Consider the following 24065-nt stretch of genomic DNA (forward strand, 5'->3'; position numbering starts at 1 on the left):
CTCATCACGATCCTGGTCCTTCGCGATATGTTCGGTCGAGCGTGGACGCTGGACACCGGAGCAGATGCGAAGATAGTCTTGAAAGACTTGTGCGGTCAAGTCGTGAGCCGGAGTGGATCGACTTCTGGAGTGATCGAATGGCGAACGAGCGAATCATCGATTGGGAACTCATCCGACGCGATTTCCCGGTGACGGAACGCATGGCCTATCTGAACAGCGCCGCTGCTGGACCGATCGCGCGTCCGGTCGCTGAAGCGGCCATCGGTTTTTATCGCGATATGATGATGGGCGGCGACGCTCGCTGGGACGACTGGCGCGAAGAGGTGGAAAGGGCGCGCGCCAGCGTCGCACGATTGATCAACGCCGATCTGGATGAGGTCGCGTTTACGACGAACACTTCGACCGGAATGAACCTGATCGTCGATGCGCTCGCAGATGCGGGCGAGGTGATCTCGTGTGAACTCGAGTTTCCGACTTCCACCATCCCCTGGATGCATCGCGGCGTGCGCGTGCGCTTTGCCGAAACCGTCGAGGGACAGTTGCTGCCCGAAGCGATTCGCCGCGCGATGACAAGGCGAACCGGGATTATCGCGATCAGCCACGTGCAGTACTCGAACGGTTTTCGCGCCGATCTCGAAGAGATCGGGAGGATCAAAGGTGATCACTGGTTGGTCGTCAACGCGAGTCAATCGGCGGGCGTTCTGCCGATCGACGTAAAGCGGATGCGCATCGATGCGCTCTGCGCGACTGGCCACAAGTGGCTGTGCGCGGGTTATGGCGTCGGCTTCGTTTATCTCAGCCGTCGCCTCCTAGAGCGGACAAAACCGCATGCCATCAGTTGGATGAGCGTTCACGAACCGTTTGCGATGCGCAACGATCGTTTCCGCGTAAGGGGCGATGCGGCGGCGCGCGCCGAGGTCGGCTGTTCACACTTTGCGGGCATCTTTGCGCTCGGCGCGGCGGCTGAATACATTCAGGCGATCGGCATCGAACGGATCGCGCAGCGGGCGCTGGCCCTGAACGAGCATCTGACGCGCGAACTCGAGCGCGCCGGGTGGCGCGTCCTTTCGCCGCTCGGTGAGGCGCGCTCGGCAGAAACGCTCGTCGCCGCCGCCGATCCGCCGCGCGTCGTCGCGCACTTGAAAGAGCGCGGCATCGCTGTCACGGAAAAGCCGGAGGGTTTCCGCGTCGCGACGCATTTCTTCAATACGACGGGCGATATTACGCGGCTCATCGCCGCGCTCGGTGAGACGTGGGCACAGGTCGTCTGAGGCGAGGGGCGGTCCGCGTTTTCAAGCTTTGACTCGCCGCCGGTCGCTCGCGGCGGAAGCGTAGGTTTCGCCGTTGGCGTTTCCGAGGTTGAGCTTTGACGCCCATTCGGATTAAATTCTGCAACGCGGCTGTCGAACTGCTTCGATCAAGATTCTGCTTCTGAGGAGATGAAGCTATGGAAGCTCTCGGGATGATCGAAACCAAAGGATTGGTGGCGATGATCGAGGCTGCCGATGCGATGGTCAAGGCGGCCAACGTCACGCTCGTCGGTTATGAGAAGATCGGCGCCGGATTCGTCACGGCGATCGTGCGCGGTGACGTGGCGGCGGTCAAAGCGGCGACGGATGCTGGCGCTGCCGCCGCACGAAGGGTCGGCGAGTTGGTCAGCGTGCACGTCATCCCGCGCCCGCACGCGAGCGTTGACGAGAATCTGCCCGTCAGCTTCAACTATCAAGGCGGATGATCATCGCACGAATACTCGGCACCGTCGTCTCGACGCAGAAGGATCCGAAGCTCGAAGGGCGCAAACTGCTCATCGTCCGTCCGCTCAATTTGGATGGATCGGACGGGAGCGGTTATCTGGTCGCCGTCGATACGGTCGGTGCGGGCTTTCATGAGCGCGTGCTCGTCGTGTCGGGATCGAGCGCGCGCTTGGCGCAAGGCATGAAGGATACGCCGGTCGATGCGGCGATCATCGGCGTCATCGACACGGTCGATTTCATCAACGATTGATCCATCGCCGTGGGAGATGCAGCTTGCGCGCGTCATCGGCACCGTGGTTTCGACGCAGAAGAACGATTCGCTCGAAGGGCGTAAACTGCTCATCATCCAATCGCTCGATGCGGACTTGCGCCCGCAAGGGAAACCGCTCGTCGCTTTGGATGCTGTCGGCGCCGGCATCGGCGAACTCGTCTTCTGGTGTCGCGGCAAGGAGGCGAGCTTCCCGTTCGAACGAGAAGATACGCCGACCGATTGCACCATCGTCGGCATCGTCGATTCGCCCGCGCACGTCGTGAAAGGGAACGGAAGATGATCATCGCGCGCGTCATCGGCACCGTGGTTTCGACGCAGAAGAACGAGCGCTATGCGAACGCGCGCATCATGCTCTGTCAGCCGATCACGCCCGAAGGCGAAGAGGTGGGAACGACGCTTCTGGCCCTTGATTCCGTCGATGCCGGGGTGGGCGATACGGTCCTCATCGTGCAGGAAGGGTGGAGCGCCTCCGTCGTGGCGACCGGGCGCCCAGGAGCGGCCATCGATTCGGCGATCGTCGGCGTGATCGATCGGATCGATCTGTTGCCAGAGGAAGGGGCCTCATGAACGATGAACGGGAGATTCGCGCGCTGGCCGAACGCATCGCTCGGAGGTTAGAGGGCGAGCCCGCAGCTCGAATGACGGAACTAGACGCCGTGCGCGCGGCGCTCGCCGAGATAGAACGTCGTTTGGCGCGTGTCGAATCGCAACTCGAAGCGTCAGCGCACAAAGCCCCGATCGAAGATCATCCCTCCGCGCCCATCTCCTCGTCCATCTCGCACCCGAGTCAAGAGAGGTTCGGCGTCGGCGAAGCCGTCGCCGAACTGGTTGATTATCTCGAACAGGAGAAGATCTGCAACCTGGAGCCGGGTAAAAAGCCCTGTGATCATTGCGCGATGTGCAGCGCGCGCGGGTTCTGAACGCTTAGCGGCTCTGCGCTGCATTGCTGTTCCGCCGTAGCGCGTTCGGATCGATGCGGGGGACTTGTCGCGCTCCTTCTTCCGCGCGGAAATAGGGCTCTTCCTTGAATCCGAAGAGGCTCGCCACCAAAACCATCGGGAACTGATTGCGCGTCGTGTTGTAATCCTGCACCGCGGCGTTGTAGTCCTGGCGCGCGACGGCGATTCGATTCTCGGTTCCGGCGATCTCATCCTGAAGCTTCAGAAAACTCTCGTTCGAACGGAGCGTCGGATAGTTTTCGACGAGCACGAGGAGCCGCCCGAGCGCGGAGGTCAGGTTCTGGTTCGCTTGGATGATCTGCTCGCGCTGTTCGGGCGTGCGGTTCTGTGGATCGCCTTGCGTCGCGTTCAGTAGCTGCGAACGCGCTTGCGCGATCTGACCGAAGACCTCTTGTTCTTGAATGCCGGCCATCTGCGCCGCCGCGACCAAATTCGGGATCAGATCGGCGCGCCGTTGAATCTGCGTTTCGACGTTGGCCCAGCGGGCGCGCACGTTCTGCTGCTTTTCGACCAGCGTGTTGTAGCCACAACCGCTGTTGGCGATAGAGATCAGCGTAATCGCTACCAGTAGCACGATGTGTCGTCTTTTCATCTTCATTCCTCCCTACCGAAGTCTGACTTGGGAAAAGGTCCTTCCGATCAGGCGCAGAGCGCGTGTCTCCTTCGCCAAGTTCAACCGTCATGGGTGGATTCATCCAGACGGTCGGTGAAGTCGATGAGACGCTCGATCTGCGCCAGATAAGCGGCGAAGAGTTGTTCAACTTCCGCTCGGTCGATCTCATCTGCGCCTCGTTCGCGAAGAGCGAGCAGGGCATCGAAAACGGCCCGGTCCAATGCTAAGCGCTCTGCGGCGAGCGCGATGAGGTCGCGTTTGGCGACGGGCGGCTTCCTCTCGCCGCTCAGCATCAAGGCGGGCGCTAGAAGGGCTATGACGCCCGGGAGACTTTCAATCATCAGTGCGCGCAAACGCTCAGGCGAGCTGGCCCCCGAAATGTAGCGGCGGCGCAGTTGGAGCAACTTGCCGCGTAACTCGTATTCGGTCTGATGTCTCAGATTCTCGTCAGAGATCGTCACGCCTTCGAACGGATCGACGCCATAAAGCACGCGCCGCGCATCCTCCATGTGATGAAATTCGATGGGGAAAACATCGGCAGCCTCACGCAGTTCGTCGAGCGTGAAGTAGACGGGAGGCGAATATCCTAACCGTTGCCAGTTACGCACGGGTCCTTGAGCGAGTCGCAGATCGTCGAACGTAATGCGTCGCAGCACGACCAGCAGGTTGTAGTCCGATTGCTGCGGGATGTGATCGCCGACGGCGGCTGAGCCGTAAAGAACAACGGCGATCAGATTCTGCCCATGCGTCTCGCACAGATCGTCGATCAGCGCGCGTAAGATGTTTTCGATTCGAGCGCTCATCGGAGCCTTCCCCGAAGTGGATCTCTACCAACTGCCACAGCTCATAATCCGCGTCGGCGATACGCGACTCTAGCGGCGAGCCTTCCCCGAAGTGAATCTCTACCAACTACCACCAGCGCCGCCGCCGCCGAAATCTCCGCCACCGCCGAAGCCGCCAAACCCCCCACCTCCGCCGAAACCGCCGCCGCCGCCCCACGTCCAACCGCGCGCGCCGCTGCGACCTGCGCGACCGCCGCTCAGGATCGAGCCCCAAATGAGCAGACTCAAACAGCCGCGCCCCGCCGGATTCGACATCAGGAGGAGAAACAAAAACAGGACGATAAAGAAGATGGCGCAGGCCGAGAGCGGGGAGACAGAAGGGGTCTGTTCCGCAGGCCGCTCCGCATGATAGGCCTGGCTTCGATCTATGCCCTCAAGATCGAACCCGCGCTTTTCTGCTAGCGTCGCGATGATCCCTTGAACGGCTATCATGATGCCTTCGCCGTAACGCCCTTCGCGAAAATAGGGGCGCATGCGCCGCCCGATCTCGCCGACCAGTCCATCGGGAAGATCGCCTTCGAGATGGCGGCTCACCTGAATGAAATATTTTCGATCATCGACGGCGACAAGCAGGAGCAGCCCGTTCTTCTCCCCTTCGCTCGATCCGATCCCCCAACTGCGGGCCAGTTCAAGAGAATAATCGAAGATATCTTCGCCGCCAGTGGTCCGCACGGTGACGACGGCAAATTCGATGTCAGCGCGCTCTTTCAGATTGCGCAACAGCGTTTCAAGCCGAGCGGCAGTTTGCGAGTCGATGACGCCCGCAAAGTCGTTCACGTATCCGACGGGCGCCGGAAAGGTAGACCCGCTGCGCTGCGCGCGGATGGCGATGGCAAAGCCGAACGCGGAGAGCCAAAGGAGCAGAAGGGGTCGAAGCGTGCGCATCTGAGTCGCTCAAAATATACCAGTTGTGCCAAGAAGACGCACGGCCTAGGGGGACATCTCTACCATGATGGAGTTCGTTTCGCGCGATCTCAGATGCCTCGCGCCATGAAGATCATGATAGAGTTCATTTCGCGCAACAAGCTTCTCGTGAAACCTGCTGGACCGGCGCATTCAATCCTCGATCATCAAATGTAGAAGATAGAAGAACGCGACACCGATGAATACGACGACCGAGGTCAAAGGGTTCTTCTCCTCTAGATGATTGACCTCGGGGATCAAATCGCTCGCCGCGACATAGAGCGTCACACCTGCCGAGAAGGGGAGCGCGTAGGCAACGAGCGGTTCGATATGGGCCTGCGCTATGGCAACGCTCATCACCCCGAGAAGAGTCGCTCCGCCGATCAGGAGCGTAGCCCAGCGCGCGCGTCGCATCTCGCGACCCGAGGCGAGCATGATCGAGGCGGCGGTGAACCCTTCGGGAACTTTGTGTAAGAGCACGGCGATGAAGACCAGCAGTCCGACCTTGAAGTTGACGAGGAAAGCGGCGGCGATCGAGACGCCATCGAAGAGGGTGTGAATCGAAAGGCCGCCGATCGCCGCATAAGCGGCCGTCGGGCGCAAAAGTCGCTCCGGGTGGGTCTCGGCACCGAAGTGAAAATGCGGCGCGATGGTGTGCTCAAAAAGATGGATGAGCAGATAGCCCGCTAGTAACAGCGTTGTTGCATTTAAAACAGCGTGGTCGGATGATCTCCGAGCCCAAACCTCAACCGTCGCCGGGACGACCTCGATGAAGATCGCCGCGAGCATAAAGCCTGCGCCGAGCGCGATGAGAAAGCGGAGAAGGCGCGCGTTACGGGCAAGCGAAGCGGAGGAAGTGACAAGCAACCCGCCGATGACGTTAGCCGTGGCGAGCGCCAAACCGAAGAGGAAGAAGGTCGCGTAGTTCATCCGTTTTTCGCTTCAGGGCGGAGGCTCCACTATACAGGAGAGGGACGGCGATTGACCAGAGGAGGTTTAAGCTGGCGGCGAGTACACCATTTCGTGCTTAAAATTTTCTTGGCGAGGGGCGAAAATTCCTCTTGACAGCGCTTAGAAGTCCGGCGTACTATGCGCGGCAGGTGGAAGAGAGTGGTCCAAAGTGGGCTAACTTCCGCAGCTTGGGGCCAATTATTAAAGTTCTACTGGAAGTTTTAAGCAATCGCGGGCGATGCGCGGCGAAACGCGATGTTACGAGGCAGCTATACGGCGCGGATGGACTCCAAAGGGCGGCTCAAGGTGCCGACAGCGTTTCGTCGCCTCATCGAAGAAAAGTACGGGGTGGAGCTTTATGTGACCAGTTTGACGGGCGACGCGGCGCGCATCTATCCGTTGCCTGAGTGGGAGGCGATCGAGCAGCGTTTGGCGTTATTGCCTTCGATGGATCCGGCGCGGCGCAAGTTTCTGGAGCGGACGAACTATTACGGGCAGCAGACGAGCATGGACGCGCAGGGGCGCGTGCTCATTCACCCGCTGTTACGCAAGAGCGCTAATTTGTGGGGCGAGGTTGCGGTGCTCGGTTATCTCAGTTATCTGGAGGTTTGGGATCGCGAGCGGTTCGAGCAAAAGCTCCTTGCCGAGCCTTACACGGCGGAGGACGAAGCGACGATCGCGAGGTTAGGGATCTAATGGTTTCACGGAGCGCGATGGAGGGGAACGGGCCGGTGGAAGGTCAATTCCCCTCCATCGCCAGTGAAGAGTGATGGAAGGGCCGCAGAGACGCGGTGAGATCTTTGAATCGGATCACGGGGCGAGCGATGGGGCGTCCGTGGGGGGCAGGGGCGCGCTGCATCGTCCCGTGTTGCTTCAGGAGACGCTTCGCGCGCTGGCTCCGGAAGGCGGCGGGTTGTTCTTCGATGCGACGATCGGTACGGGCGGGCATGCCGAGGCCTTGCTCGAAGCGTCTCCTGATGTGCGCCTGATTGGCGTTGACCGCGATCGCGAGGCTTTGCGCGTGGCCGCCGAGAGGCTGCGGCGATTCGGCGACCGGGTTCATCTCGCACACGCCGATTTTCGCGATATCGCGCGCGTCGTTGAGGAGGCGGGGGGCGGCCAGTTAACGGGCATCCTCGTCGATTTGGGCGTCTCTTCGTTGCAGCTCGACGCGCCGGAACGCGGCTTCAGTTTTCGCTTCGATGCGCCGCTCGATATGCGCATGGATGTCGAAAGCGATGCGGAGACGGCGGCGGAGCTTCTGGCCCGTTTATCCGAAGCGGAGATCGCGCGCATCCTCCGTGAGTATGGCGAAGAGCCGCGGGCGCAGCAGATCGCCAGAGCGATCGTCGAGCGGCGGCGGCGCGGAGAACCGGTGCGGACCACGGGGGACTTGGCCGCCTTGGTCGCAGAGGTCACGCGGCGCGGTCGCACGCGAATCCATCCGGCGACGCGCACCTTTCAAGCTTTGCGCATCGCCGTCAACCGTGAGCTCGAGGGGTTGGACCAGTTCATCGAGCGCGCGGTCGCTCTTTTGGAGACGATGGGGCGATTGGTCATCATCAGCTTCCATTCGTTGGAGGACCGCATCGTCAAACGGGCCTTTCGCCGTCTCGCCAGTGAGGGGCGTGTTGAGCTTTTGACAAAGCGGCCCGTCGTCCCCACTTTCGAAGAGAAGGGCCGTAATCCGCGGGCGCGTAGCGCTAAACTTCGCGCGTTGCGCAAACTCTCATAGGTTCTAAACGAAGCGGTTATAGGGAGTTTCAGCGGTGAGGGGAGTGTCGCCAGCCAAGCGAGAGAGGGTTGTTCGCCGAACATGGGACCGCCGCGCCTTCGCACGTTTGGCTTGGCTGTTGATCGGCAGTTCGATATTGGTTGCGGGATTCGTTCATGCTGCGGCGCAGCATTTCGCCGCAGTGAGATTGGGGTATGAGGCGGAGTCTTTGCGGCGGGAGCGCGCGCGTTTGCTCGAAGAACGAAGGCAGCTACTGATCGCGCTCGAGCGCGCCGACTCGCCGCAGGCGATCGAGCGGGCGGCGCGCGCCCAAGGGTTAGAGCCAGCGCGCGCTTGGCAGGTCAACAGAGCGATAACGCACACCGCCCCCGCGCTAGGGGCGACCTCGACTTTCGGTCCTTGAGATGGGCTCGCTCAAGGCTCTGCGGATCATCGGGCTTCTCGCCAGCGGGCCTGTTCGACGTTTGTAGTGCGAGCGATGGGCGTCACGCCAAAGCGGTATGTTATGTTCAGAGGCTCAGCAGCGCACCGCACATCCGAAGATTCTGTCGTCGCCGGGCGGCGCATGCGGATCGTGCTTGGCGCCTTCATCCTGTGGATGGGCGTAATCGCTGGGCGTTTGATCTATCTGCAGACATCGCGCCATGAGGAATTGGCTGCGCGCGCGCGCGCGCAACAACTCGTGCAGATCGAAATTGAGCCGTTACGCGGGACGATCATCGATCGTCAAGGGCGCGAGCTTGCGCGCAGCATCGAAACTGACTCCTTCTTCGCCGTCCCCGAAGAGATCGAGGATGTTCAAACTGTAGCGCGGCGCCTCGCCCCCCTGCTTGGCACAGAGATTGGAGCGCTCGCTTCGCGTCTGGAGAGCGCGCGCGCCGAAGGGCGGCGTTTCGTCTGGCTCGCGCGCAAGCTCGATGCTGAACGCGCCGCTGCCGTGCGCGCGCTTGCGCTGCGTGGCGTCTATGAGCTCAAGGAGCCAAAGCGCTTCTACCCCAATGGCGCTTTGGCCGCCCATGTGCTCGGTTTCGTCAGCCTGGATGAGGAGGGATTGGCCGGGGTCGAGCGTTTTCACAACGCATCGCTGACCGGGGAAGAGGGGCGAATCTGGATCGAGCGTGATGCGCATCGTCGCTCTTACGAAAGCTTTGAGGTGGCGGCGCGCGAGGGCAATGAGATCGTCCTCACGCTGGACCAGACGATTCAACATTGGGCCGAGCAGGCTTTGCAAGAGGCGGTCGAAAGATCGCAAGCGCGCGCCGGAACGGCCATCGTGCTCGATCCCAAGACGGGCGAGATCCTCGCTCTTGCCAACGCGCCGACTTTCGATCCCAACGAGGCGCGCGCGCTTCCGCCCGATCGACTGCGCAACGAGGCGTTGCAGAACATCTACGAACCGGGCTCGACCTTCAAGATCGTCTCTTTCGCCGCTGCGCTCGAAGAAGGGTTAGCGCGGCCCGATGAAAGGATCGATTGTCAGATGGGCGCGATCGTCGTCGCCGGGCGCACCGTTCACGATCATCATCCGTTCGGCATCCTGACGCTTACCGAAGCGCTCGCCAAATCCTCCAACGTTGCGGCGATCAAATTGGGCTTGCGCGTCGGAAGCGCGCGCTTGTACGAGTACATCCGCCGCTTCGGTTTCGGCGCGAAGACGGGGGTTGAGCTGCCGGGCGAGACCGCCGGACTATTGCGCCCGGTTGAGCGTTGGCAGCCGAGTTCGATCGGCTCGATCGCCATCGGTCAAGAGATCGGCGTTACCCCGCTGCAAGTCGCCGCGGCTTTTGCCGCCGTAGCAAACGACGGGGTGCGCGTCGCGCCGCATCTGGTGCGTGAAGTGCGCTCGGGCGATGGTGCGGTCGTCAAACGCGCGCAGCCCGAGGCGCGGCGCGTGATCAGCGCCGAAACTGCGCGCACCTTGCGCGGGATGCTCGAGATGGTCACGCTCAAGGGGACGGCCCGGCGCGCACAGCTCGACGGCTACACGGCGGCGGGTAAGACCGGGACGGCGCAGAAAGTCGATCCGCGAACGCACGCTTACTCGAAGACGAAATACGTCGCATCGTTCGTCGGATTTGCTCCCGCGTCGGATCCGCGAGTGGTCATCATCGTCGTCATCGATGAACCGCGCGGCGCCTATCATGGCGGCGAAGTGGCGGCGCCGGTCTTTCGCGAAATCGCTGAGCGCGTGCTGCCCTACTTGGATGTCGCGCCTGACGTCATCGGACCAAACCTCGCCGATCAAATGGGCGCGCGCCATTCGGAAGCGCGCGTGCCACAGGTCGCCATCGAACGAAGAGGCGAGATGGTTCTCGCCCATGCGCAAGGGGCAGGTTTTACGATGCCAGATCTACGCGGACAGAGTCTACGCGACGCGGCGCGCCTTTGCGCGCAGCTCGGCTTGTCTCTCGTCGCCGATGGCGAGGGGCGCGTGATCGCGCAGGAGCCGGAGGCGGGCGCTGCGGTGCGCGCTGGCGATACGGTGCGCGTCCTTTTCGCGCGCAGCGAATAGGGGCGCTTCTGGTTTGCACGACTTCGCAAACTTCGTGGCGGGCACGATCCATGGCTTACAACGCGCAGGATAAAACGGATCACGAGGAGTTAAAGCGGCGAATCAGCGATTGTCGCGCGCGCTTGCGGCGCGCGCGCGTCATGAGAAGGCGAGCGGAGGAGCGAATCGAGGCGCGGCTGATTAAGCGGTCGATCGATGAAGAGCTTCGATGCGAAAACGGCGAGATGTTGATCGCCATTACCGTGCTACAGTGATGGGCGAGATCGATTCGGTCCATCGAGTCAGAGGCGTGGCGGATGACTTGAAACGAAGGGGAGCAAAGTGAGGCTCGACGAAGCAGCGCGATTGATGGGCGCGGACGCACCGCGCGATGCACCGCTCGATGTGGCGATCGCCGGGTTCGCGGTCGATTCGCGCGCCATCGAACCGGGCCATCTCTTCTTCGCGCTGTCGCCGGAGGACTACCGCCGCCACTATTTCACGGCGACGAGTTTCACCGACGCTCATCGGTTCATCCCGGAAGCGTTCGCGCGCGGCGCCGTCGGCGCGGTCGCGCGGCGCGCGCGGGTTGTCGGCGACGGCGAACTTGAGCGTTTCGCCGATCGGTTGCTGCTCGTCGAAGACGTGATCGAAGCGTTGCAGAAGCTCGCGCATGGCGTCGTCCGTAACTGGGGCGGGCCAGTAGTCGCCATCGCCGGAAGCGCTGGCAAGACGACGACCAAAGATCTGACAGCGCTCGTGTTGCAAACCGCCGGCAAGCGCGTCGTCAAAAGCATAAAGAACTTCAACAACGAACTCGGCGTGCCGCTCTCCATCCTGCAGATGGAATCTGGCGGGCGCACGCCGAACGATTTCGATGTCGCCGTCATCGAGATGGGAACTTCGATGCCGGGGGAGCTGGAGCGTCTAGCGCAGATCGCGCCACCGAAGATCGCCGTCGAAGTTTGCGTCGGGCCGGAGCATCTTGAGTTTCTCGGCACGATTGAAGACGTGGCGCGCGAAGAGAGCGCTCTCGTGCGGCACATCCGTCCGGGCGGCGTCGCCATACTCAACGCCGATGACCCGTGGGTCATGTGGATGGCCCAGTTTCATCGGGGGCCGCGCATGACCTTCGGCATCAGGGAGCGGGCCGATGTTTCGGCGACTGAGATCGAGGCGCTCGATCTGGATCGCCTGCGCTTCCGTCTGCAAACGCCGCGCGGGCGCGTCTGGGCCGAACTCCCGTTGGCGGGACGGCATAATCTGTCGAACGCGCTGGCGGCGGCGGCGGTCGCCACTTGTTTCGAGATCGCGCCAGAGTTGATCGCCGAGGCTTTTGCGCGCGCGCGTCCGTCCGAGATGCGCGGCGAAATTTTGCGTTTCGCTCAGGGATTCACCGTGATCGACGACTCTTACAACTCGAACCCGGCTTCGCTGCTCGCCATGGCGCGCGCCGTTGCAGAGGCGGACGCCAAACGGCGCATCATCGTCGCCGGCGAGATGTTAGAGCTCGGGCCGAAAGCGGCTGAGCTGCATCGCGAGGCCGGGCGCGAGATCGCCGGACTGCCGATCGATGTTTTGTGGGGCGTGCGCGGACTGGCTGAAGAATTGGTTAGCGGGGCGCGCGCATCGGGCATGAAAGAAGCCCGCTTCTTCGCTTCAGTTGACGACGCGGCGCAAGCTCTGCGTGCCGAATTGCGTTCCGGCGATCTCGTTCTGATCAAAGGCTCGCGCGGCGTGCGAACCGATCGGATCGTCACGGCTTTGAAGGAGAGTTTCGCGTTGGAAGGCGAAGACGCATTGCATACGGATGGCGGCGCAAAGTGGCGGTTTGAATTGAAAGGCGAGTGAGCGGAAGGCGATGTTCTACTACCTCTTTTATGAGTGGCTCTACCGCAGCCTGCAGGCGCATGAGGAGTCGTATTTCGTCAAGGCGCTCAACGTCTTTCAATACATCACGTTTCGCACGGCCTATGCTGCCGTGACGGCGTTGGTGCTTTCGCTTCTATTGGGCAAGCCCGTGATCAGATGGTTACGCGAATGGAACATCGGGCAGCAGATTCGCCAGGAAGGGCCACAGTGGCACATGTCGAAGCGGAACACGCCGACGATGGGCGGTGTGCTCATCATCGGTTCGGTCATCGTTTCGACTCTGCTGTGGGGGCGTTTAGATAAGCTTTACGTCTGGATCGCATTGGTGGCGACGACGCTCTTTGCGGCGATCGGCTTTTTGGATGACTACTTGAAGGTCAAGCGGCGTCAAAGCCTTGGGTTGACCGGGCGGCAGAAGCTGCTGGGACAGCTGCTCGTCGCCCTCTTGGTGTGGGGCGTACTCTACTGCTGTACGGAGTACACGTGGAACGTCAACGTGCCGTTCTTCAAGGCGACGGCCGATCCGAACCCGCGCACGAGCATCAGTTACATCGGGCCTTATCTTTACCTGCCGTTTATCGTGCTCGTGTTGCTGGGCACGTCGAATGCGGTGAACTTGACCGATGGTCTGGATGGGCTGGCGATCAGCGTCACGTTCATCGCGATGGCCGCTTTGACGGCTTTCACCTATGTGACGGGGCACGCCGGGTTTGCCAGCTACTTAGGTTTGACGCACCGGCCCGAAGTCGCCGAGTTGACTGTCTTCTGCGGCGCGATGGCTGGCGCGAGTCTAGGGTTCCTGTGGTACAACGCGCCGCCTGCGGAAGTCTTCATGGGCGATGTCGGCAGTCTCGCCATCGGCGGCGCGATCGGCACCGTGGCCGTATTGACCAAACAGGAGTTCATGCTCTTGATGGTCGGCGGCGTCTTCGTCATCGAAGCGCTTTCCGTGATGTTGCAGGTCTTTTCGTTTAAAACGACGCGGCGGCGCATCTTCAAAATGGCGCCGCTTCATCACCATTTCGAGATGCTCGGGTGGCGCGAATCGAAGGTCGTCTTTCGCTTTCTGATTCTGGCGATCCTCTTCGCGCTGCTTAGCCTTTCGACCTTGAAGTTGCGTTGACGATGGAGCTTGCGGGTAAAAAGGCGCTGGTCATCGGGGCCGGGCGGAGCGGCACGGCGGCGGCGCGTTTTCTCGCAGAGCGCGGCGCGCGCGTTGCGCTCAATGACCGCAAGCCGCTTGAAGAATGGAGCGCCGAGGCGCGCGCGCTCGAAAGCGCAGGCGTGAAGCTGTTTTCGGGCGATGTGCCGCAGTGGATGCTGGACCACGCGGATCTGCTCGTCGTCAGTCCGGGCGTGCCGACCAAGAGCATCGCGGTGCGCTATGCCGAACGGGCCGGCGTCGAGATCGTCGGCGAAGTCGAGCTCGCTTATCGTTTCTTACGCGGACGGTTGGTCGCCATCACGGGCACCAATGGCAAGACGACGACCACGGCGCTCGTCGGCCAATTGCTCGCAGACGCAGGGTTCCATGTGCAAGTGGGCGGCAACATCGGCACGCCGCTCATTTCGCTCGTCGAAACGTCGCGCGATGACGGCTGGACCGTCGCTGAAATCTCCAGCTTTCAGCTTGAGACGACCGACCTGTTTCATCCGCACGTGGCCGCCGTCTTGAACGTCACGCCGGACCACATGGATCGCTACGAGACGTTCAACGATTACGCCGCCGCTAAGCACCGCATCTTCCGCCGGCAGACGGAAGATGATTGGGCCGTGCTCAACGCCGACGACGAAACGGTTTCATCGTGGGCATCGGGGCTCTGTGCGCGCGTCCTCTGGTTCAGCCGGCGGCGCGAAGTCGAGCGCGGGATCTTCTTGCGCGGAAGGACGCTGATCGCGCGCTTCGATGAGGGCGAAAGAGAGCTTCTGGCGGTGGACGAATTGAGCTTGCGCGGCGCGCACAACGTCGAAAACGTGATGGCCGCTCTGTGCATGGGGCGCGCGTGCGGCGCACCTTTCGAGACGATGTGCGACACGGTGCGCCGTTTTCGCGGCGTCGAGCATCGTCTCGAACTGGTCGCCGAGATCGAAGGCGTCCGTTTCTATAACGATTCCAAGGCGACCAACGTCGATGCGGCGGTGAAGGCTTTCGAAGCCTTCAGCGAAGACGGTGGGCGCATCGTCGCCATCATGGGCGGGCGCGGCAAAGGCGCACCCTACGCGCCGCTTGCGCCGTTAATTGAGAGCCGAGCGCGCGCCCTTGTGCTCATCGGCGAAGATGCCGATCGCATCGCGCGAGAACTCGGGCCGTTTGCGCCAGCCGTCGAACGCGCCGCGGATATGTGCGATGCGGTCGCACGCGCGTTTCGCCTAGCGCAGCCCGGCGACATAGTTTTGCTCGCTCCGGCGTGCGCCAGCTACGACATGTTCGCCGATTTCGAGGATCGCGGGCGGAAGTTCAAAGAGGCGGTGAGGGGGCTGATCGGGAAGGAATCCGTCGAGGCGCGCTGAACTGGACCAGCGCGCTGGGCGTTTCGTGAGGATGGGCGATGTCACGACGTTGGCAAGTAGATGAATGGCTGTTCGCCGCGGCAGTTGGCCTGACGCTCTTCGGCGTCGTGATGGTTTACAGCGCCTCGGCCTTCGTCGCGATGGAGGAACAGCACAACCCGGCCCACTATCTCTTGCGGCAGGGGTTGTGGGCGGCGATCGGTTTGAGCGTGATGATCGCCGCCATGCGGTTCGACTACGAGCATTTGAACGACGGGTTCATCGTTTACGGGGCGCTTCTGTTCGTCTGCGCGTTGCTTCTCGCCGTGTTCGCTTTCCCGCGCGTTAACGGCGCGCACCGCTGGATCAGGCTCTTCGGCTTTTCGGTGCAGCCGTCGGAGGTGGCGAAATTCGCGCTCGTCCTCTTTCTCGCTCATCGGTTCGGGCGCGGCGGGGAAGAAGGGTCTTTGAAAACTTTCGTCTCGGTTCTCGCCGTGACCGGCCTGTTGGCCCTTTTGATCGTCATCGAGCCGGATCTGGGAACGGCTTCGATGCTGGTTGCGACGTGCTGGATCATCTGTTTCGCTGCCGGCGTGCGTTTGCGCTATCTCTTTGCGCTCCTCCTCCCGGCGGCGATCGGATTCACTCTGTTGTTGCTATTCGTCCCGTGGCGCATGCGGCGGTTAATGGCGTTTCTCGATCCGTGGGCCGATCCGCAAGGGGCGGGCTATCAGGTGGTCCAGTCGCTCATCGGCATCGGTTCCGGCGGGATTCACGGTTTGGGGTTCGCGCAGGGGCGACAGAAGATGTTCTTCCTGCCTTTGGCCCATTCGGATTTCATCTTCGCCATCATCGGCGAAGAATTAGGATTGGTCGGCGCGCTCGCGGTGTTGGCGGCTTTCGCGCTCTTCGGTTGGCGCGGCGTGCGTGCGGCGCTTCGCGCGCCAGATCGCTTCGGGATGCTGCTCGGGCTCGGCATCGTCGCGCAGGTTTTGACGCAAGCGCTCTTCAATATGAGCGTCGTTTTGGGGCTCGTCCCGACCAAGGGCATCCCGTTGCCGTTCGTCTCTTACGGCGGCTCATCGCTCGTCCCGTTGCTCTTTTCGGTCGGCGTGCTGCTCAATATTTCGTCTCGAGCGCGCGGTCGCGCTGATCGTTACGGGCGTTTCGGCGAAGCTTGGGAAGTGGCCTCCGGTTCTTTGAAAACTCAACCGCGGATACCGTTGCGATGGCAGATCAGAGGGTCGTGAGGATGCGCGTCATGATCGCTGCCGGAGGGACGGGCGGACACATCTATCCGGGCATCGCGGTGGCGAAAGAGATCTTGCGGCGCGATCCGCGCGCCCGCATACGTTTCGTCGGCACGCGCCGCGGGCTCGAAGCGCGCATCGTCGCGCACGCCGGATTCGATCTCGATTTCATCGAGATCGGCGGATTAAAGGCGGTCGGGCTCCGGGCGCGCGCGCGTAGCCTCTGGCAGTTGCCGTCGAGCTTTCTGGCGGCACGACGCTTGATCGCGGCTTTCGCCCCCGACGTCGTCATCGGCACGGGCGGATATGTGACCGGACCGGTGCTGCTTGCCGCGTGGTCGCGGCGCGTGCCGACGCTCGTGATGGAGTCGAACGCGCTGCCCGGCTGGACCAATCGAGTGCTGGCGCGCTTTGTGGATGCGGCGGCGGTGACGTTCGCGGAATCGCTTCGGTTCTTTCGCGGCAAAGGGGTGGTGACGGGCAATCCCGTGCGACCGGAGTTCTTTGACATTCCGCCGAAAAGGCGCGATCCTTCTCGTTTTTCGCTGCTCGTCTTCGGCGGCTCGCAAGGCGCGCGCGCGATCAATCAAGCGATGGTCGCCGCGCTCGATCGTCTGGCGGAAAGACGGGCAGTGCTGCGCATCAGGCATCAGACGGGCGACGCCGATTACGACTGGGTGCGCGCTGAATATGAACGCAAAGGGTGGCGCGATCGATGCGACATCAGGCGTTACATTGATGACATGGTGGCCGCTTTCGCCGAAGCCGATCTCATCATCTGTCGTGCCGGCGCGACGACGACGGCGGAACTGGTCGCCGCTGGCAAAGCTGCGATCATGATCCCGTTTCCGTTCGCGGCGGACGATCATCAGCGGCGCAACGCCGAGGCGCTGGAAAAGGCGGGAGCCGCGCGGATGATCCTGCAGAAGGATTTGAGTGGCGAAAGTTTGGCGAATGAGATCGGCAAGTTGATGGACCATCCGGAGCGCATCACGGCGATGGAAGAGGCGAGCCGGAAGTTGGCGCGCCGCGACGCGGCGGCGCGGATAGTCGATTTGGTGGAGAGATTGATCAAAGAGCGCAAGGTTTGATTTGGTCGGCCTCGTGTGATGAAGATAATTGTGCTAGAGACGGCCATCTTGATCGGGCGGTGAAAGAGATGTTTCGGCGCATCCAACATGTGCATTTAGTTGGCGTTGGCGGGAGCGGGATGTCCGGCATCGCCGAGGTCTTGGTCAACTTAGGGTTTCGCGTCTCCGGCTCCGATTTGAAACGCTCGGAGGTGATCGAGCGTCTGGAACGGTTGGGCGTGAAGTTCTACGAAGGGCACGCGCCGGAGCACGTCGGCGATGCGCAAGTCGTCGTTCGCTCGAGCGCCGTGCGCGACGACAACCCAGAGATCGTCGAGGCGCGGCGTCGATTGATTCCGGTTATCCCGCGCGCCGAGATGCTCGCCGAGTTGATGCGCCTGAAGCCCCATACGGTGGCGGTCGCCGGATCGCACGGCAAGACGACGACCACTTCGATGATCGCGACGGTTCTCGGTCAAGCTGGGCTCGATCCGACGGTGATCGTCGGCGGCATCGTCAAAGCTTTCGGCTCGAACGCGCGGCTCGGTAAGAGCGATTTGATGGTCGTCGAAGCGGATGAAAGCGATCGTTCGTTCCTCTTACTGACGCCAACCATTGCCGTGGTGACGAACATCGATCGCGAACACATGGATCACTACCGTGATATGGCTGACGTGCGCACTTGTTTCACCGATTTCGTCAACAAAGTGCCTTTCTACGGCGCGGTGGTGTTGTGTCTTGACGATCCGCACGTGCAGGCGATCATCCCGCAGGTCGAGCGGCGGCGCATTACCTACGGGTTGAGCGCGCAGGCCGACATCTCGGCCCATGCGATCCAGTTCAATGACCGTTTCGGTTCGCGTTTCGCCGTCTGGCGCAACGGCGTGCCGATGGGTGAAGTCGAATTGCGCGTGCCCGGACTACATAACGTCTACAATGCGCTCGCTGCTGTCGCCGTCGGCTTCGAGTGGGGCGTTCCCTTCGACGCCATCGCGCGTGCGCTCGGTGAATTCACCGGGGTCCAGCGGCGCTTCCAGTTCAAAGGCGAAGTCGCGGGCGTGCTCGTCGTCGATGATTATGGCCACCATCCGACCGAGATACGAGCGACGCTCAAGGCGGCGAAATCGGGATCCGAAGGGCGCCGGATCGTCGTGCTCTTTCAACCGCATCGTTACACGCGCACGCATGATTTGATGGACGAATTCGCGCGTTCGTTCAACAACGCCGACGTGTTGCTCGTGACGGATATCTACGCGGCAGGCGAAGATCCAATCGAAGGCGTCACGGCGGAAGCGTTAACCGAAGCGATCAAACGTTTCGGTCATAAGGACGCGCGCTATGTTGGGCCGCTCGATCTGGCCGCCGACGCTCTGCTCGAAGAGGTTCGCGAAGGCGATATGGTCATCACTTTAGGGGCGGGCAACGTCTATCGGGCCGGCGAACGTTTGCTTCAGATGTTGGAGGGGCGAAGTCGCCACCGCGCGCCTTGAGGCGCGACTTTCTGAGGAGGATGAGGGAGCAGCGTTGAGCGCATTGAGGGAACAGGTCGTCACATCGCGCGCGCGGAATGTTGCTCGCAGCGGCATGCCCGTCACGCAGCGCCCCGCGCGCCGGGCCAAGCGCGTGGCAAACGGCGCGTCATGGGGGCGCCTGGCTATGGCGGTGCCGTGGTTGGGCAAAGCTCTGCTCGCTGTGAGCGCGGGGGTGCTTCTGTTCGCGACGTATAGGGCCACAGCTTCTGCGACCATCTTTCAGCTTGCGCGCGTTGACGTTGAAGGAGGGGCGCGCACCCCGCGCGAAGAGATACAAGCCGTGGTGCGCCGCATCGTAGGGCGCGAAGGCGTATGGCGCGCGGATGTTTGGGCCATCAAAGGCGAATTGGAGAAGCTGCCATGGGTGCGCGAAGCGATCGTCTCGCGCGTGCTCCCTTCGACCGTGCGCGTGCGCATTCGCGAACGCGCGCCCTACGCTGTCGCGCGCACGTCGCAGGGGCGTCTTCTCTGGGTCGATGAGGAAGGCGCCCTTCTCGGTGAATTCGCTTCGTCAGATGAGATGCCGCCGTTTTTGATCCGCGGATTGGACGAAGCGCCAACGGAAGCTTCTCGGCGGACCAATCGCGAACGGCTCGCGCGTTATCGCGAGATGCTGAACGAGTGGAGAGCGCGTGGACTTGTCGAGCGCGTGAGCGAAGTCAACCTCGGCGATCTGCGCGATGTGCGCGCGCAGCTTGCGGGCGCCGATTCGGGGATCGAAGTCCGTCTGGGCGGACGCGACTTCGGGGCGCGATTAGAACGGGCGCTCAAGGCGCTCGCCGAGATGCGGCAAGCGGGGCGCGAGGTCGTCAGTTTGGACGCGACACAGGACCGGCGCGTCATCGTCGGTCTCGCTTCGGGAGCGCGATTGTCGGATGGCGCGTCCGCTGGACCGGTGACGCCGCTGAGCGGAGCGAAAGGGGTGAATCGTCGGAGGGAGGATTGAAGGCGCATGGCGAAACGCGCGACACATACGGTAGGATTGGACATCGGCACTAGCCGCGTCTCGTGCATCATCGGCGAGATGAACGAGGCCACTGGATTACTCGAAATCGTCGGCATCGGCGAAGCCGAATCGCGTGGGCTTCGCAAAGGCGTCGTCGTCAATCCGGAGGCGGCGGTCGATGCCATCAGCCGCGCCGTCGAAGAGGCCGAACGCATGAGTGGACTTGAGGCAGAGGCCGTGACGATTAACCTCGCTGGAACGCACATCATGGGGTTGAACGGTCAAGCGGTGGTCGCCGTTTCAGGGCGTGACCGCGAGATCACCGCCGATGACGTGCGGCGCGCGATCGATTCGGCTTGCGCCGTCCAGCTTCCCGCCGGGCGCGAGATCGTTGACCGGTTGCCACAGGAGTTCATCGTCGATGATCAAGACGGTATCAACGATCCCGTCGGCATGATCGGCGCGCGTCTCGCCGTCCGCGTGCACATCATCACCAGCCCCGTGACGGCGCGACAGAACGCCATCAACGCCGTCAATCGCGCCGGGTTGATCGTCGCCGACATGATCCTCAGTCAATTAGCTGCTGCGGAGGCTGCGCTGACCGAAGAGGAGAAGGAGTTCGGCGCCGCCTTGGTCTCGATCGGCGCGGAGACGACCGGGTTGGTCATCTATCAGCGCGGCGCGGTCCAGCACACGGCCGTCTTCGCGTTGGGCGGCGCGCACTTTACCAACGATATCGCCTTCGGTTTGCGCACGCCCGTGCCCGAAGCGGAGAAGATCAAACGCGCCTTCGGTTACGCTTCGAGCGCCAATCTCCACGAGGCGGAGCGCGGCGAGATGATCGAAGTCCCTTCCGTTGGCGGGCGGCCACCGCGCCAACTCTCGCGCCAGATACTTTGCGACATCCTGCAGCCGCGCGCTGAAGAGGTGCTGACGCACGTCGCCGATGAGATCCGCGAAGCGGGATGGGAGAGGCAACTTTCAAGCGGCGTGGTCCTGACGGGCGGGGGCGCGATGCTCGGCGGCATGATAGAGATCGCCGAACAGGTCTTCGATGCGCCGGTGCGCTTGGGCTATCCGGAGCGGGATCGCTTCGGCGGACTCATCGAAGATATTCAATCTCCGGCGTGGACGACCGCCGCCGGATTGTGTTTAATCGCGCAGCGCGCGCTGGATCGCGAGATGCGCGCGGCCCATGCGCCGCGCCGCGGCGCGACTCGCCTGACGCATCTCGTCTCGCGGTTTCGCGATCGTTTCAGTGGCATTTTCTGACAAGTTGTTGTATGCTGCCGCGCCAGCCAACACAAGATGTCGACCGCAACATATGGCTGTTCGCGGCTGGAGCGACCCAAGATAAGGGATGATGAGATCGAAGACAAGGGGCAAGAATTCACAGGAGAGGGGATCGGAAAGATGATGCCGGATGGTCGTCAACCGGATAGCGGAATCAATATCTTCATCGATGATGAACCGCCACCGACGGGCGCGCGAATCAAGGTGATCGGTGTCGGCGGCGGCGGCTCGAACGCCGTCAATCGCATGATCGAGGCCGGGATCGAAGGGATCGAATTCCTCGTCGCCAACACCGACTTGCAAGCGCTCAAACGTTCGCGTGCGCCGATCAAGATTCAACTCGGCAGCAAGCTGACCAAGGGGTTGGGTGCCGGGGCTAACCCGGAGATCGGGCGTAACGCCGCGCTCGAAGATACCGAGAAGATCATCGAAGTTCTGGAGGGCGCCGATATGGTCTTCGTCACCGCCGGTTTGGGCGGCGGAACCGGCACGGGCGCGGCGCCGATCATCGCCAGTCTGGCGACGGAATTGAATGCGCTGACTGTCGCCGTCGTCACCAAGCCTTTTCATTTCGAGGGAAGGCGGCGGATGCAGCAAGCCGAGCAGGGGCTGCAGGAGTTGCGCGGTTGCGTCGATACGGTCATCACCATCCCGAACGAGAGGTTGCTGCATACGGTGGATCGCAGCATGTCGCTCACCGATGCTTTCAGAATGGCCGACGACGTGCTCCTTCAAGCGGTGCAGGGGATCAGCGACCTGATCACCGTGCCGGGTTTGATCAATCTCGATTTCGCAGACGTGCGGGCGATCATGGCTGGGATGGGGATGGCGCTGATGGGGGCCGGACGCGCGCGCGGCGAAAATCGCGCGCTCGAAGCGACGCAGCAGGCGATCTCCTCGCCGCTTCTCGAAGAGGCGACCATTCAAGGGGCTAAAGGGGTGCTCATCAACATCACGGGCGGGCCCGATCTGACGCTTTATGAGGTCAATGAAGCCTCGTCGATCATCCGCGAGGCGGCGGATGAAGACGCGAACATCATCTTCGGTGCGGTCATCGACGAGAACATGCGCGATGAGATGAAGATCACCGTGATCGCGACCGGATTCGATAAGACGGCGGCTGATCTTGCGGGTCAATCGCAAGTGACGACTGCGCGATATGCGGCGCGCGAGGAGATCCCGACCCGTTCGGTCGGCACGGCGCGCGCGGATGATTTGGATGTGCCGACCTTCATCCGCAAGAAAGCCGATTAGGTCGGGCGCCGAAAGACCCGTTCGGGAAAAATCTTCTCGAATCCCAAGTTGAGACTTGCAAACTGCGTCGCGGTCATGTAGCATGTGATCAACTCTTAGAAAATACTTCAAATCCATCGCGGGTAAAAATCTCGCCTAAATGCGGCCACGCTCGATGCTGATCGGCAAGACCGTGTGCGTTGAGCGCAGACTCGGCGCAGGAGAACGGCATGACCGCAGGCAATTCCCGCAGCGGAGGTAGAAAAGGACTGTGAATCGTAAGTTGATCAGGCCAAGTCTAGCGGAGATCAAAGAACGCGAAGCGATGCAACAACGCGAACGCGCTGCGCAGCGCAACACCATACCGCCACAGCAGCGCGCGGTTCAGCAACCCCAACCGACTCCGGCGACGGCCGTCGCCCCGGCGATGCCGCAACCGCGCAAGCGCATCCCGCCGGTGGAGACCTTCGCCGAGGTCTTCTACTACAAGAAACAGATGGATGCCCACACGCCGATGGTGATCGTCTTGCAGGATGGAGAGGAGATCGAAGGCACGATCGAGTGGTATGATCGCGGCGCGATCAAGGTCAATCGCAAATCGGCGCCAAACCTTCTCCTGCTCAAACACAACATCAAGTACATGTACAAGGCAGAGGAGCGCGCGACCGCTGACGATAAGGAGGCGGAGCAAGAGGAGTAGCGCGAGAGCTTCGGCGTTTCCTCTCCTTACTCTTTTGGTCCATGGCAGAAGCGCCGCGCAACATCGCCTCTTCGCCGAAGCCTATTTCGGCGAGGTTGCCGCGCATCGGCATCACGATGGGCGATCCGGCTGGGATCGGTCCAGAAGTGGTGCTCAAAGCGGTGGCCGAACCTGAAGTGCTGCGTCTTTGTACGCCCATCATCATCGGCGATGCGCAATGGTTGGCGCACACGGCGCGCACGCTCAATCTGCAATGCGGTTACGAGATCGTGCGTCGTGAAGAGCCTCTGCCCGATGAGCTGATCGGACCGGTCATTTATCATCTGGACAACATCCATGGGCACATCGAGTGGGGACGGGAGTCGGATCTGGCCGGGCGCGCCGCGGCGCAGTATATCGAAGCCGCGGTCGAACTGTGTTTTGCCGGAGCGATAGACGCGATCGCGACGGCGCCGATCAATAAGCGCGCCCTCTTCCTCGGAGGCTATCGCTTTCCTGGACACACGGAATTCCTCGCCCATCTGACCGGGACGAAGGAATATGCGATGGCTTTCGTCGCGGCGAATCTGCGCGTCGTGTTGCTCTCAACGCACGTGCCCTTGGCTGAGGCGATTCGCTTGGTCGAGCGCGACCGCATCGTGCGCACCATTCATCTGACCCACCGTGAGATGCGGCGATGGGGGATCGAACGCCCGCGCATCGCCATGGCGGCGCTCAACCCGCATGGCGCGGAAGGCGGGCTGTTCGGCGTCGAAGAGGCGTCGGAGATCATGCCTGCCGTTGAGCATTGTCGGCAGGTGGAGGGGATCGATGTTTACGGTCCAATCTCCGCCGATACGGTCTTCTTGCGCGCCGCGCGTGGCGAATTCGATGTCGTCGTCGCTTGTTATCACGATCAGGCGATGATCCCGGTTAAGTGCCTCTCCTTCGGAGAGGCTGTCAACGTCACTTTGGGTCTGCCGTTCATCCGCACTTCGGTCGATCACGGCACGGCGTTCGACATCGCGGGAAGAGGCATCGCCGAACATTCAAGCATGGTCGCGGCCATCACGCTGGCCGCGCAGCTTGTGCGGGCCGAGGGGTTAAGTCGGGCGGTTGGAGTTTGAGCGCCTGCCCCGCCGAGGATAGAATCTTCTGGAAAGCGCTGGATGGGGGATCGG

General features: G+C 62.0%; 26 protein-coding genes. 22 read left to right on the forward strand and 4 right to left on the reverse strand.

From position 1 onward, the window contains the following. The first annotated feature begins 137 nt into the window (after positions 1-137). From PYK22_RS15485 to PYK22_RS15510, 6 genes are all read left to right on the forward strand, one after another. The gene (locus tag PYK22_RS15485) at positions 138-1271 is read left to right on the forward strand and encodes an aminotransferase class V-fold PLP-dependent enzyme (protein WP_041978644.1); all 1134 of its coding nucleotides are present in this window, start codon (positions 138-140) and stop codon (positions 1269-1271) included. 176 nt (positions 1272-1447) lie between these two features. After that, positions 1448-1735, forward strand: a complete 288-nt coding sequence (gene eutM, locus PYK22_RS15490; RefSeq protein ID WP_041978646.1) for an ethanolamine utilization microcompartment protein EutM — start codon at positions 1448-1450, stop codon at positions 1733-1735. Beyond that, positions 1732-2004, forward strand: coding sequence for a EutN/CcmL family microcompartment protein (locus PYK22_RS15495; RefSeq protein WP_041978648.1), 273 nt, complete (start codon positions 1732-1734; stop codon positions 2002-2004). The genes eutM and PYK22_RS15495 overlap by 4 nt, the downstream gene beginning before the upstream one ends. Before the next feature lie 16 nt (positions 2005-2020). Further along, positions 2021-2305, forward strand: coding sequence for a EutN/CcmL family microcompartment protein (locus tag PYK22_RS15500; protein WP_041978650.1), 285 nt, complete (start codon positions 2021-2023; stop codon positions 2303-2305). Continuing rightward, entirely contained in the window at positions 2302-2592 is a 291-nt protein-coding gene (locus PYK22_RS15505) for a EutN/CcmL family microcompartment protein (protein WP_041978653.1), read from the forward strand. The genes PYK22_RS15500 and PYK22_RS15505 overlap by 4 nt, the downstream gene beginning before the upstream one ends. Further along, positions 2589-2945, forward strand: coding sequence for a hypothetical protein (locus tag PYK22_RS15510; protein WP_041978655.1), 357 nt, complete (start codon positions 2589-2591; stop codon positions 2943-2945). The genes PYK22_RS15505 and PYK22_RS15510 overlap by 4 nt, the downstream gene beginning before the upstream one ends. Positions 2946-2949: 4 nt before the next feature. On the opposite strand, the gene PYK22_RS15515 is transcribed toward PYK22_RS15510, so the two are convergent. The 4 genes from PYK22_RS15515 to PYK22_RS15530 form a co-directional block, all read right to left on the reverse strand. After that, positions 2950-3576, reverse strand: coding sequence for a LemA family protein (locus PYK22_RS15515; protein WP_041979314.1), 627 nt, complete (start codon positions 3574-3576; stop codon positions 2950-2952). Positions 3577-3656: 80 nt separating this feature from the next. Beyond that, positions 3657-4400: a hypothetical protein gene (locus PYK22_RS15520; protein ID WP_041978657.1), complete on the reverse strand. Its 744-nt coding sequence runs from the start codon at positions 4398-4400 to the stop codon at positions 3657-3659. Between the two features lie 99 nt (positions 4401-4499). Then, complete coding sequence (locus tag PYK22_RS15525) at positions 4500-5324, reverse strand: TPM domain-containing protein (RefSeq protein ID WP_060635762.1); 825 nt, start codon at positions 5322-5324, stop codon at positions 4500-4502. Between the two features lie 171 nt (positions 5325-5495). Then, the gene (locus PYK22_RS15530) at positions 5496-6272 is read right to left on the reverse strand and encodes a ZIP family metal transporter (protein ID WP_041978660.1); all 777 of its coding nucleotides are present in this window, start codon (positions 6270-6272) and stop codon (positions 5496-5498) included. Positions 6273-6548: 276 nt separating this feature from the next. On the opposite strand from PYK22_RS15530, the gene PYK22_RS15535 reads away from it, so the two are divergent. The 16 genes from PYK22_RS15535 (at position 6549) to pdxA (ending at position 24011) form a co-directional block, all read left to right on the forward strand. Next, complete coding sequence (locus PYK22_RS15535; protein ID WP_041978663.1) at positions 6549-6989, forward strand: division/cell wall cluster transcriptional repressor MraZ; 441 nt, start codon at positions 6549-6551, stop codon at positions 6987-6989. Between the two features lie 73 nt (positions 6990-7062). Beyond that, a complete protein-coding gene (gene rsmH, locus PYK22_RS15540; protein WP_083437912.1) occupies positions 7063-8028 on the forward strand; it encodes a 16S rRNA (cytosine(1402)-N(4))-methyltransferase RsmH in 966 nt (321 codons plus the stop codon). Positions 8029-8062: 34 nt separating this feature from the next. After that, positions 8063-8431 carry a hypothetical protein gene (locus PYK22_RS15545; RefSeq protein WP_157770926.1) on the forward strand — a complete coding sequence of 123 codons (369 nt, stop codon included), beginning with the start codon at positions 8063-8065 and terminating at the stop codon, positions 8429-8431. A 102-nt stretch (positions 8432-8533) separates the two neighbouring features. Then, the gene (locus PYK22_RS15550; protein ID WP_041979319.1) at positions 8534-10540 is read left to right on the forward strand and encodes a penicillin-binding protein; all 2007 of its coding nucleotides are present in this window, start codon (positions 8534-8536) and stop codon (positions 10538-10540) included. A 50-nt stretch (positions 10541-10590) separates the two neighbouring features. Then, a complete protein-coding gene (locus PYK22_RS15555) occupies positions 10591-10794 on the forward strand; it encodes a hypothetical protein (RefSeq protein ID WP_041978668.1) in 204 nt (67 codons plus the stop codon). Between the two features lie 67 nt (positions 10795-10861). Then, a complete protein-coding gene (locus tag PYK22_RS15560) occupies positions 10862-12370 on the forward strand; it encodes a UDP-N-acetylmuramoyl-tripeptide--D-alanyl-D-alanine ligase (RefSeq protein ID WP_162199869.1) in 1509 nt (502 codons plus the stop codon). A 10-nt stretch (positions 12371-12380) separates the two neighbouring features. Further along, entirely contained in the window at positions 12381-13514 is a 1134-nt protein-coding gene (gene mraY / locus PYK22_RS15565; protein ID WP_041978670.1) for a phospho-N-acetylmuramoyl-pentapeptide-transferase, read from the forward strand. A gap of 2 nt (positions 13515-13516) precedes the next feature. After that, entirely contained in the window at positions 13517-14902 is a 1386-nt protein-coding gene (murD, locus tag PYK22_RS15570; RefSeq protein WP_041978673.1) for a UDP-N-acetylmuramoyl-L-alanine--D-glutamate ligase, read from the forward strand. A gap of 38 nt (positions 14903-14940) precedes the next feature. Beyond that, positions 14941-16131, forward strand: a complete 1191-nt coding sequence (gene ftsW / locus PYK22_RS15575; RefSeq protein WP_060635765.1) for a putative lipid II flippase FtsW — start codon at positions 14941-14943, stop codon at positions 16129-16131. After that, entirely contained in the window at positions 16110-17222 is a 1113-nt protein-coding gene (gene murG, locus PYK22_RS15580; protein ID WP_083437913.1) for an undecaprenyldiphospho-muramoylpentapeptide beta-N-acetylglucosaminyltransferase, read from the forward strand. Before ftsW ends, murG begins: the two co-directional genes overlap by 22 nt. Positions 17223-17290: 68 nt before the next feature. Continuing rightward, a complete protein-coding gene (gene murC / locus PYK22_RS15585) occupies positions 17291-18691 on the forward strand; it encodes a UDP-N-acetylmuramate--L-alanine ligase (RefSeq protein ID WP_041978675.1) in 1401 nt (466 codons plus the stop codon). A 34-nt stretch (positions 18692-18725) separates the two neighbouring features. Beyond that, positions 18726-19679 carry a cell division protein FtsQ/DivIB gene (locus tag PYK22_RS15590; protein WP_157770927.1) on the forward strand — a complete coding sequence of 318 codons (954 nt, stop codon included), beginning with the start codon at positions 18726-18728 and terminating at the stop codon, positions 19677-19679. 6 nt (positions 19680-19685) lie between these two features. Next, a complete protein-coding gene (gene ftsA, locus PYK22_RS15595; RefSeq protein WP_060635766.1) occupies positions 19686-20951 on the forward strand; it encodes a cell division protein FtsA in 1266 nt (421 codons plus the stop codon). 36 nt (positions 20952-20987) lie between these two features. Beyond that, positions 20988-22226 carry a cell division protein FtsZ gene (gene ftsZ / locus PYK22_RS15600; RefSeq protein ID WP_211197735.1) on the forward strand — a complete coding sequence of 413 codons (1239 nt, stop codon included), beginning with the start codon at positions 20988-20990 and terminating at the stop codon, positions 22224-22226. Between the two features lie 250 nt (positions 22227-22476). Then, positions 22477-22905 (forward strand): hypothetical protein, encoded by a 429-nt coding sequence (locus PYK22_RS15605; RefSeq protein ID WP_083437914.1) that lies wholly within the window; start codon positions 22477-22479, stop codon positions 22903-22905. Positions 22906-22946: 41 nt separating this feature from the next. Continuing rightward, positions 22947-24011: a 4-hydroxythreonine-4-phosphate dehydrogenase PdxA gene (gene pdxA, locus PYK22_RS15610; RefSeq protein WP_041978678.1), complete on the forward strand. Its 1065-nt coding sequence runs from the start codon at positions 22947-22949 to the stop codon at positions 24009-24011. The last annotated feature ends 54 nt before the right edge of the window (positions 24012-24065 follow it).

The sequence above is a fragment of the Pyrinomonas methylaliphatogenes genome, from assembly GCF_000820845.2.
Classification (GTDB): domain Bacteria; phylum Acidobacteriota; class Blastocatellia; order Pyrinomonadales; family Pyrinomonadaceae; genus Pyrinomonas; species Pyrinomonas methylaliphatogenes.

Excerpts from the sequence above, each read along its gene's own strand:
- mraY (WP_041978670.1), top strand. The coding sequence starts at position 12,381 with ATGTTCTACTACCTCTTTTATGAGTGGCTCTACCGCAGCCTGCAGGCG.
- eutM (WP_041978646.1), top strand. The coding sequence starts at position 1,448 with ATGGAAGCTCTCGGGATGATCGAAACCAAAGGATTGGTGGCGATGATC.
- PYK22_RS15520 (WP_041978657.1), bottom strand. The coding sequence starts at position 4,400 with ATGAGCGCTCGAATCGAAAACATCTTACGCGCGCTGATCGACGATCTG.
- PYK22_RS15500 (WP_041978650.1), top strand. The coding sequence starts at position 2,021 with ATGCAGCTTGCGCGCGTCATCGGCACCGTGGTTTCGACGCAGAAGAAC.
- PYK22_RS15525 (WP_060635762.1), bottom strand. The coding sequence starts at position 5,324 with ATGCGCACGCTTCGACCCCTTCTGCTCCTTTGGCTCTCCGCGTTCGGC.
- PYK22_RS15495 (WP_041978648.1), top strand. The coding sequence starts at position 1,732 with ATGATCATCGCACGAATACTCGGCACCGTCGTCTCGACGCAGAAGGAT.
- PYK22_RS15535 (WP_041978663.1), top strand. The coding sequence starts at position 6,549 with ATGTTACGAGGCAGCTATACGGCGCGGATGGACTCCAAAGGGCGGCTC.
- PYK22_RS15505 (WP_041978653.1), top strand. The coding sequence starts at position 2,302 with ATGATCATCGCGCGCGTCATCGGCACCGTGGTTTCGACGCAGAAGAAC.
- ftsZ (WP_211197735.1), top strand. The coding sequence starts at position 20,988 with ATGTCGACCGCAACATATGGCTGTTCGCGGCTGGAGCGACCCAAGATA.
- PYK22_RS15515 (WP_041979314.1), bottom strand. The coding sequence starts at position 3,576 with ATGAAAAGACGACACATCGTGCTACTGGTAGCGATTACGCTGATCTCT.
- pdxA (WP_041978678.1), top strand. The coding sequence starts at position 22,947 with ATGGCAGAAGCGCCGCGCAACATCGCCTCTTCGCCGAAGCCTATTTCG.
- PYK22_RS15550 (WP_041979319.1), top strand. The coding sequence starts at position 8,534 with ATGTTCAGAGGCTCAGCAGCGCACCGCACATCCGAAGATTCTGTCGTC.
- PYK22_RS15555 (WP_041978668.1), top strand. The coding sequence starts at position 10,591 with ATGGCTTACAACGCGCAGGATAAAACGGATCACGAGGAGTTAAAGCGG.
- rsmH (WP_083437912.1), top strand. The coding sequence starts at position 7,063 with ATGGAAGGGCCGCAGAGACGCGGTGAGATCTTTGAATCGGATCACGGG.
- PYK22_RS15485 (WP_041978644.1), top strand. The coding sequence starts at position 138 with ATGGCGAACGAGCGAATCATCGATTGGGAACTCATCCGACGCGATTTC.
- murD (WP_041978673.1), top strand. The coding sequence starts at position 13,517 with ATGGAGCTTGCGGGTAAAAAGGCGCTGGTCATCGGGGCCGGGCGGAGC.
- PYK22_RS15530 (WP_041978660.1), bottom strand. The coding sequence starts at position 6,272 with ATGAACTACGCGACCTTCTTCCTCTTCGGTTTGGCGCTCGCCACGGCT.
- ftsA (WP_060635766.1), top strand. The coding sequence starts at position 19,686 with ATGGCGAAACGCGCGACACATACGGTAGGATTGGACATCGGCACTAGC.
- murC (WP_041978675.1), top strand. The coding sequence starts at position 17,291 with ATGTTTCGGCGCATCCAACATGTGCATTTAGTTGGCGTTGGCGGGAGC.
- ftsW (WP_060635765.1), top strand. The coding sequence starts at position 14,941 with ATGTCACGACGTTGGCAAGTAGATGAATGGCTGTTCGCCGCGGCAGTT.
- PYK22_RS15510 (WP_041978655.1), top strand. The coding sequence starts at position 2,589 with ATGAACGATGAACGGGAGATTCGCGCGCTGGCCGAACGCATCGCTCGG.
- murG (WP_083437913.1), top strand. The coding sequence starts at position 16,110 with ATGGCAGATCAGAGGGTCGTGAGGATGCGCGTCATGATCGCTGCCGGA.